Annotated in this window: 7 protein-coding genes; 6 read left to right on the forward strand and 1 reads right to left on the reverse strand. The window is 59.9% G+C overall.

Translation table 11 applies throughout. From position 1 onward, the window contains the following. The first annotated feature begins 3 nt into the window (after nt 1-3). The 6 genes from G7044_RS14745 (at nt 4) to G7044_RS14770 (ending at nt 5,910) form a co-directional block, all read left to right on the forward strand. Nucleotides 4-762 (forward strand): sulfite exporter TauE/SafE family protein, encoded by a 759-nt coding sequence (locus G7044_RS14745; RefSeq protein ID WP_166330190.1) that lies wholly within the window; start codon nt 4-6, stop codon nt 760-762. 60 nt (nt 763-822) lie between these two features. After that, a complete protein-coding gene (gene rocF, locus G7044_RS14750) occupies nt 823-1,743 on the forward strand; it encodes an arginase (protein WP_166330191.1) in 921 nt (306 codons plus the stop codon). Between the two features lie 155 nt (nt 1,744-1,898). Further along, the gene (locus tag G7044_RS14755) at nt 1,899-2,858 is read left to right on the forward strand and encodes a 5-bromo-4-chloroindolyl phosphate hydrolysis family protein (RefSeq protein WP_166330193.1); all 960 of its coding nucleotides are present in this window, start codon (nt 1,899-1,901) and stop codon (nt 2,856-2,858) included. Next, nucleotides 2,858-3,634: a tRNA pseudouridine(38-40) synthase TruA gene (gene truA, locus G7044_RS14760; RefSeq protein WP_166330195.1), complete on the forward strand. Its 777-nt coding sequence runs from the start codon at nt 2,858-2,860 to the stop codon at nt 3,632-3,634. The genes G7044_RS14755 and truA overlap by 1 nt, the downstream gene beginning before the upstream one ends. A 125-nt stretch (nt 3,635-3,759) precedes the next feature. Beyond that, nucleotides 3,760-4,260, forward strand: coding sequence for a BrnA antitoxin family protein (locus tag G7044_RS17890; protein WP_207630311.1), 501 nt, complete (start codon nt 3,760-3,762; stop codon nt 4,258-4,260). A gap of 207 nt (nt 4,261-4,467) precedes the next feature. Then, nucleotides 4,468-5,910: a PIN-like domain-containing protein gene (locus G7044_RS14770; protein ID WP_166330196.1), complete on the forward strand. Its 1,443-nt coding sequence runs from the start codon at nt 4,468-4,470 to the stop codon at nt 5,908-5,910. Nucleotides 5,911-6,090: 180 nt separating this feature from the next. On the opposite strand, the gene G7044_RS14775 is transcribed toward G7044_RS14770, so the two are convergent. Continuing rightward, nucleotides 6,091-6,263, reverse strand: a 173-nt coding sequence (locus G7044_RS14775; RefSeq protein WP_166330198.1) for a transposase, incomplete at its 5' end; no start/stop codon positions are given.

A 6,263-nucleotide genomic window follows, 5' to 3' on the forward strand; every position in this document is an offset into this window, starting at 1 on the left:
GCCATGCCTGATCCCGGCCTGATCATCTTCTGGTTGATCGCGGGAATGGGTGCGTGGATCCAGTCAACGACTGGCTTCGCGCTTGGGCTGATCCTGATGGGCGTGACTGGCGCGCTCGGGCTGATGCCGGTGCCGCAAGCGGCGGCGATCACCTCGATGCTGGTCATTCTGCATGGCAGTTTCGTCTTGCGCCGCAGCCTGCGAGAGGTTGATCGAGAGGCCCTGCTTCTGGTCCTGATGGGCGCCGTTCCCAGCCTGGTTGCGGGGTTCTTCCTGCTCAACTGGCTGGCGGGATCTGCGCTTGGGGTGCTGCAACTGCTGCTCGGTCTGGTGATCGCGGGCGCGGCGGTGCAGCTTGCGGCGCGCCCGACGCAGCGCGCGACGCGCTCGAAGCCGCTGACATTTTTCCTATCAGGACTGGCCGGGGGCGTGATGGGCGGGATGTTTTCGACGACCGGGCCGCCGGTGATCTGGCATCTTTACCGCCAGCCGATGCCGCTGTTCGCCGTTCGCGCAACGCTGCTTCTGCTTTTCTTCGTGACCCAGATCCTGCGTAGCGGTCTTGTCATCTCGACCGGCGGCTTCGACCGCGGGCTTTTGATCAGCGCTGCCGGCGCGGCACCTGCGGTGCTGCTGGGAACCTGGGTGGCGCGGCGCTTTCCTTCCCCGTTCGAACCGGCCACGATCCGCAAATTCGCGCTGGCTTTGTTGTTCCTGTCCGGCATCTCGCTGATCGTTTCGGCCATAGGCAAGCTCGGCTAGGGGTGGCGCGAAGGGCCCTTTCGCCCTATCTTGCCGCCGCAAACAGACCCAGAGGACCACATGACCCATTGCATCCTGATCGGCGCCCCTGTCGATGAAGGCCAGAAAGTTCCCGGCTGCATGATGGGACCTGCGGCTTACCGCGTGGCGGGGCTTGGCCGGGTGCTGGAATCGCTTGGCCACACGGTCGAGGATCGCGGCGATGTTGCCCTGCCCAAGCTGGGCGCGGAAACCCATGCCAACAAGGCGGTTCACCACCTGCCAGAGATGGTCGGCTGGACCAAGGCCCTGCGCGAAGCCGGCGAAGCAGCGATGCCGGACGGGATGCCGATCTTCATGGGCGGCGATCACGGGCTGGCGCTTGGCACCGTGGCGGGCGTTGCCGCCCATGCCGCCGCCGCCGGCCGGCCGCTTTTCGTCATCTGGCTGGATGCGCATAGCGATTTCCATACGCCTGCCACCACCACCTCGGGTAATCTGCACGGCACGCCCATGGCTTACGCGGCCGGGCGCGACGGCTTTGCGCCCTTCCCGCCTTTCCCCGCCCCGGTGCCTGCCGAAAACATCTGCATGTTCGGCATTCGCAGCGTCGACCCCGCCGAACATGCGGCGCTGGAAGAAACCGAGATCACCGTCAACGACATGCGCGTGCTGGATGAACGCGGCATCGTCGCCCCGTTGAGAGAGTTCCTCGACCGTGTTCGCGCCGCCAACGGCTTGCTGCATGTCTCGTTGGATGTCGACTTTCTCGACCCCGCAATCGCCCCTGCCGTCGGCACCACCGTTCCCGGCGGCGCCACCTTCCGCGAAGCCCATCTGGTCTGCGAAATCCTGCACGAATCCGGCCTCATGACCTCGCTGGATCTGGTCGAGCTGAACCCCTTCCTGGACGAACGGGGCCGGACGGCCAAGCTGATGGTTGACCTTGTCGGTTCGATGATGGGCCAAAAGGTCTTTGACCGCCGCACCCGCAGCTTCTGAACCGGTTGCAATCGGGGAACACGCGGCCCATCTGTTCGTTGATATCCAAACCGGAGTCCGCGATGTCTCAGAAAGCCATGCAACGGCTATCCTTCTACCTGCTGATCGGCCTGACGCTTTACGCGTCGCTGGCCGGCGCAGCGTAAGGGGGCATCATGGCTGAACGCTATCGCGGCCCTTACTCGCCGGGCGCGGGCGGGGCATCGCGCGCAGAGCCCCGCGCCGATATCCGTCACCGCTACGAATCCCGCACAAAGTGGATCACCATTGCGGCAATCCCCTTCCTGCTCAGCGCATTCTGGCAGGAACCGGTGGGCATGGTGGCCAATCTGGCCGCATTCGGCATCGTGGCGCTTGGATCGCGTCTGACCCGCGAGAGCCTGCAGGCCGAGGCCGCCTATGACGCCCGCCGCGTCGCCCGCCGCCCGGCATGGCCGCGCAAGCTGTTCGGCGGCGTCCTGACCGGGCTAGGGCTGGCCATCGGTGCGGCTGAACCCAGCGCGTTGATCCCGGCGATGTTGATCGGCTTTGCCGGTGCCATGCTGCATTACCTGGCCTTCGGTGCCGACCCCATGCGCGACAAGGGGATGGAGGGCGTCGACAGCTTCCAGCAGGATCGCGTTGCCCGCATTATCGCCGAAGGCGAGGCCTATCTGGCCGGGATGCAGGACGCCATCCGCCGCACCCGCGACCGCCGGCTGGAGGCCCGCGTAGCGCTGTTCGCGGAAACCGCGCGCGAACTGTTCCGCCGTGTCGAGCAGGATCCCGGCGACCTGACCGCCGCGCGGCGCTATCTGGGTGTCTATCTGATGGGTGCGCGTGACGCGACGGTCAAATTCGCCGATCTTTATGCCGAAACTCAGGACCCCGGCGCGCGCGGCGATTACGAGGCGCTGCTGACCGATCTGGAAGCCAATTTTGCCGCCCGCACCCGCGCATTGATCGAAAGCGGCCGCACCGATTTCGACATCGAATTGCAGGTGCTGCGCGACCGGCTGGCGCGCGAGGGCGTGCGCATGCCAGATCCCGCGCAGCCCGCGCTGGAAGACCGCAAGGGCGTCGACCTGACCGACCTTTTGCGCGCGACCACCAAGGCGGGGCGAAAGACCGACTGATGCCGCGCTATGCTTTCCGGGTCGAGTATGACGGCGCGCCGTTTGCGGGCTGGCAGGCGCAGGCTGGTCAGCCAAGTGTGCAGGGCGCGATCGAGGCGGCTTTGGGTAGGCTCGATCAGGGTTTTGCCGCAGGCGCGCGCATCGCCGCGGCGGGACGGACGGATGCCGGCGTGCATGCCTCGGGGCAGGTGTTTCACGCCGATTTAATCAAGGAATGGCAAGGGTTTAAGCTGGGAGAGGCGCTGAACTGGCACCTGAAGCCGGCGCCGGTTGCGGTGACGGCGGTGGCCTTGGTTTCGGATGATTTTCATGCCCGCTTTTCGGCGTTGGAGCGGCGTTATACCTTTCGGCTGGTGGCGCGGCGGGCGCCGGTTGTGGCGGACCGGGGGTGGGTCTGGCAGGTGCTGAAGCCGCTAGATATTGATGCGATGCAGCATGCGGCGCAATATCTTGTGGGGCGGCATGACTTTACCACCTTTCGTAGCACCATGTGCCAGTCGGCCAGTCCCATAAAGACGCTGGATGAGATCCGGATCGAGGGGCTGGATTACCCCGCCGGGCAGGAGGTCCGCTTTCACCTGCGCGCCAGAAGTTTCCTGCATAATCAAGTGCGTAGCATTGTCGGCACGCTGGAACGCGTGGGTGCCGGGGCGTGGGAGCCGGGGCGTGTCAGGGCGGCGTTGGAGGCGCGGGACAGGGCGGCTTGCGGGCCGGTTTGTCCGCCTCAGGGGTTGTCGCTGACCGGGGTGGGGTACGATCCCGACCCGTTTTCTTGACCCGCACAACCCGTACACCACGCGTACACAGCCCGTACACAACCGGTGCTGACGCAACGCGCGCAGCGTTTACCCCTTTTGGCGCGGTTTCCGGCAGGATGGCGGCAGCGGAAAAGGGGGCGATCATGGCGACGAAAACAGACGGCACGCGGCGTGCGAATTACCACTATATGGCCGATGCGATGCGGCGGCTGGAATGGGACCTGCATCAGCGCATCGTGACCGAGGGGCGCATCCCCGAGGCCTGGCACGACATCGCGGCGGAACGGGCCGGGACGGCGAAAACCCGCGTCACGATCCGGCTGGATGGCGACGTGGTGAAATTCTTTCGCGACATGGGGCCGGGCTGGCAGCCTCGGGTCAATGAGGTGCTGCGCAGCTTCATGCATGCGCGGCTGGCGGGGCTGCTGCGCGGGGCCGAGACGATGGATTACCTGAAACGCCGGGTCGAGGAAGGCCATGACGGCCAGAAACCCGGCTGGGGCGGCGTGCAGGCGGAGTATGAGGAGGCGCTTGGCGCGGAACTGGCGCAGGGGATGAGCGACGATGCGGGGGTGCCGATGGGCGATGAGCGCCGGGGCGAGCGGGCGGATCTGATGGCTTGGATGAAGGTAAGGGATGGGTAGGGTGCAGATAAAAGTGACAGTACCGAGTAAGATTTCGAATGGTTATGAACTTGGTGTTTCCCCGGCGCGAGGCCGCCGGGCCCTTAATCGAACCTTTGGGCTTACCGGCACGGCTCACAGCACTGGACAAAATAGTCTTCTGTGGTATTGGCACGGCATAGGAAGTATGAATAGCTACACCATTGTGACCAAGCAGGATTAGGCTTTATGCGTTCTGAGTTTAGCGAATTTTACCCGTTATCAGAAAATGACCTAAAAGTTCTTTGGAAGAACGCAACCATCGTTCTTGATGCAAATGTTCTACTTAATATCTATAGGTTGCCAAAATTAGCTCGAATAGAATTTATTAGCGCATTAGAATCTGTCGCAGAACGTCTTTGGGTTCCGTATCACGCAGCTCTCGAATTTCAGAGAAACCGCCCTCAAGTGATACGAGACAGAAAGGAGCTTGTCGACAATTTTAGAGATAAAACACAGCAGCAAATATCTCGAATTGAAGCCGAGTTCAAGTCTCTTGAAGCAAGTCAACACGGCGAAAAAATAAACGAAGACACACTTCTTCGTAATTTTCTCTCGTCTTTTGATAACCTGTGTAAAGCAGCGGAAACGGTAGCCAAAACCTCTCAGGAACTCACAGGGCGAGATCCTATTAGGGAGCAGATAGACGAAATCCTAAAAGGCAAAGTGGGCGTGGCACCCGCATCACAAGAGGACGTAAGCGAGCTCATTGAAGGTGCAGAAGAAAGATACAAAAGAAGCATCCCACCCGGCTTCAGAGACGCAAATAAGAAAGAGAAGGAGGAGTATGAAGCATTTTATCACAAGGGTCTGCTCTACCAAAATCAGCACGGAGATCTAATCCTATGGCGTCAGCTGCTGAAAGATTCTAAAGAAACAGGTCGAACTGACGTAATTTTTGTAACCGACGACAGAAAAGAAGATTGGTGGTGGAAAGTCAAGGAAAAGACACTAGGCCCTCATCCTAGCCTAGTGGAGGAGATTCGAAGGCTTTCTCAAGTTCAGCGCTTCTGGATGTATACAAGCGCCAATTTTCTAACCAACATTAAGGATCGACGTGTCGCCGACGTTTCAAGCAATACTATCTCGGAGGTAGAAGGTGCCGCGCGCCGCGCGAGGCGTGAGGCTGAAAGATGGCTTTTGCCGGAGTTATCTGACGAAGAAATTCCGCATTCTGATGATCTAACCTTTCTGAGAGAACGGAAATTTCATATTTCGTCTCTTGTTGAATCTGCCATTTTAGAATGGGTCCTTCGAAAATTCGGCCGTGTTCGACACAATAGATCCGCATTTCCGGACTTTGTTGTTGAAGAAACTGGTCAAGGAATAGAAGTTGTCGCATCAACTCTATTAACTTCTCGTCGAGTGCGGGAAGTTATAGAAAAAATGCACATGGCTGCTGACTGGCTGGAACGAAGCGGCGGTGCAGGCTTTATGATCGTATTTGCAGCCTACAGCAACCCGGAGAAAAGTATTATGGCAAATCTATACGCCAGTACTATATTAGAAGCGCTTCAGAAAATACCGCTTGAACTTGATATCAGCGTAGTACTTGGAAGCGTTGACCGTGGCCATACGTTCCGCCCAGAAGTTATTATTAACATGGACGGAATTTCTGAAACTATGAGTTAACCCATGCACGCATGCCACTCACACCAACCTTCCCTTCCAGGCGCAACCTTATCATAGTCACAGCCGCGATAAACCGCCCGCCGTCGTGAAATACGAGATCTTGCCGTAGAGTGCGAATGTGCGCAATTCGCGGAAGTTGGCGATGACTTCGCCGCCCTCTGTCGTGTCTAGGGTCAGGATTCATAACCAATAGATGACGAGAGCCGCGAGGGCGATGGCTGAGAGGAAGACCTTGGGGCATCGGTCATAGCGGGTCGCGACGCGCCTCCAGTCCTTGAGCCTGCCGAACATGATCTCGATGCGGTTACGCCGCTTGTATCTCCGCTTATCGTATTTGATCGGCGTCTTGCGTT

It is taken from the genome of Paracoccus xiamenensis (assembly GCF_011308835.1).
In the GTDB taxonomy this organism is placed as follows: Bacteria; Pseudomonadota; Alphaproteobacteria; order Rhodobacterales; family Rhodobacteraceae; genus Paracoccus; species Paracoccus xiamenensis.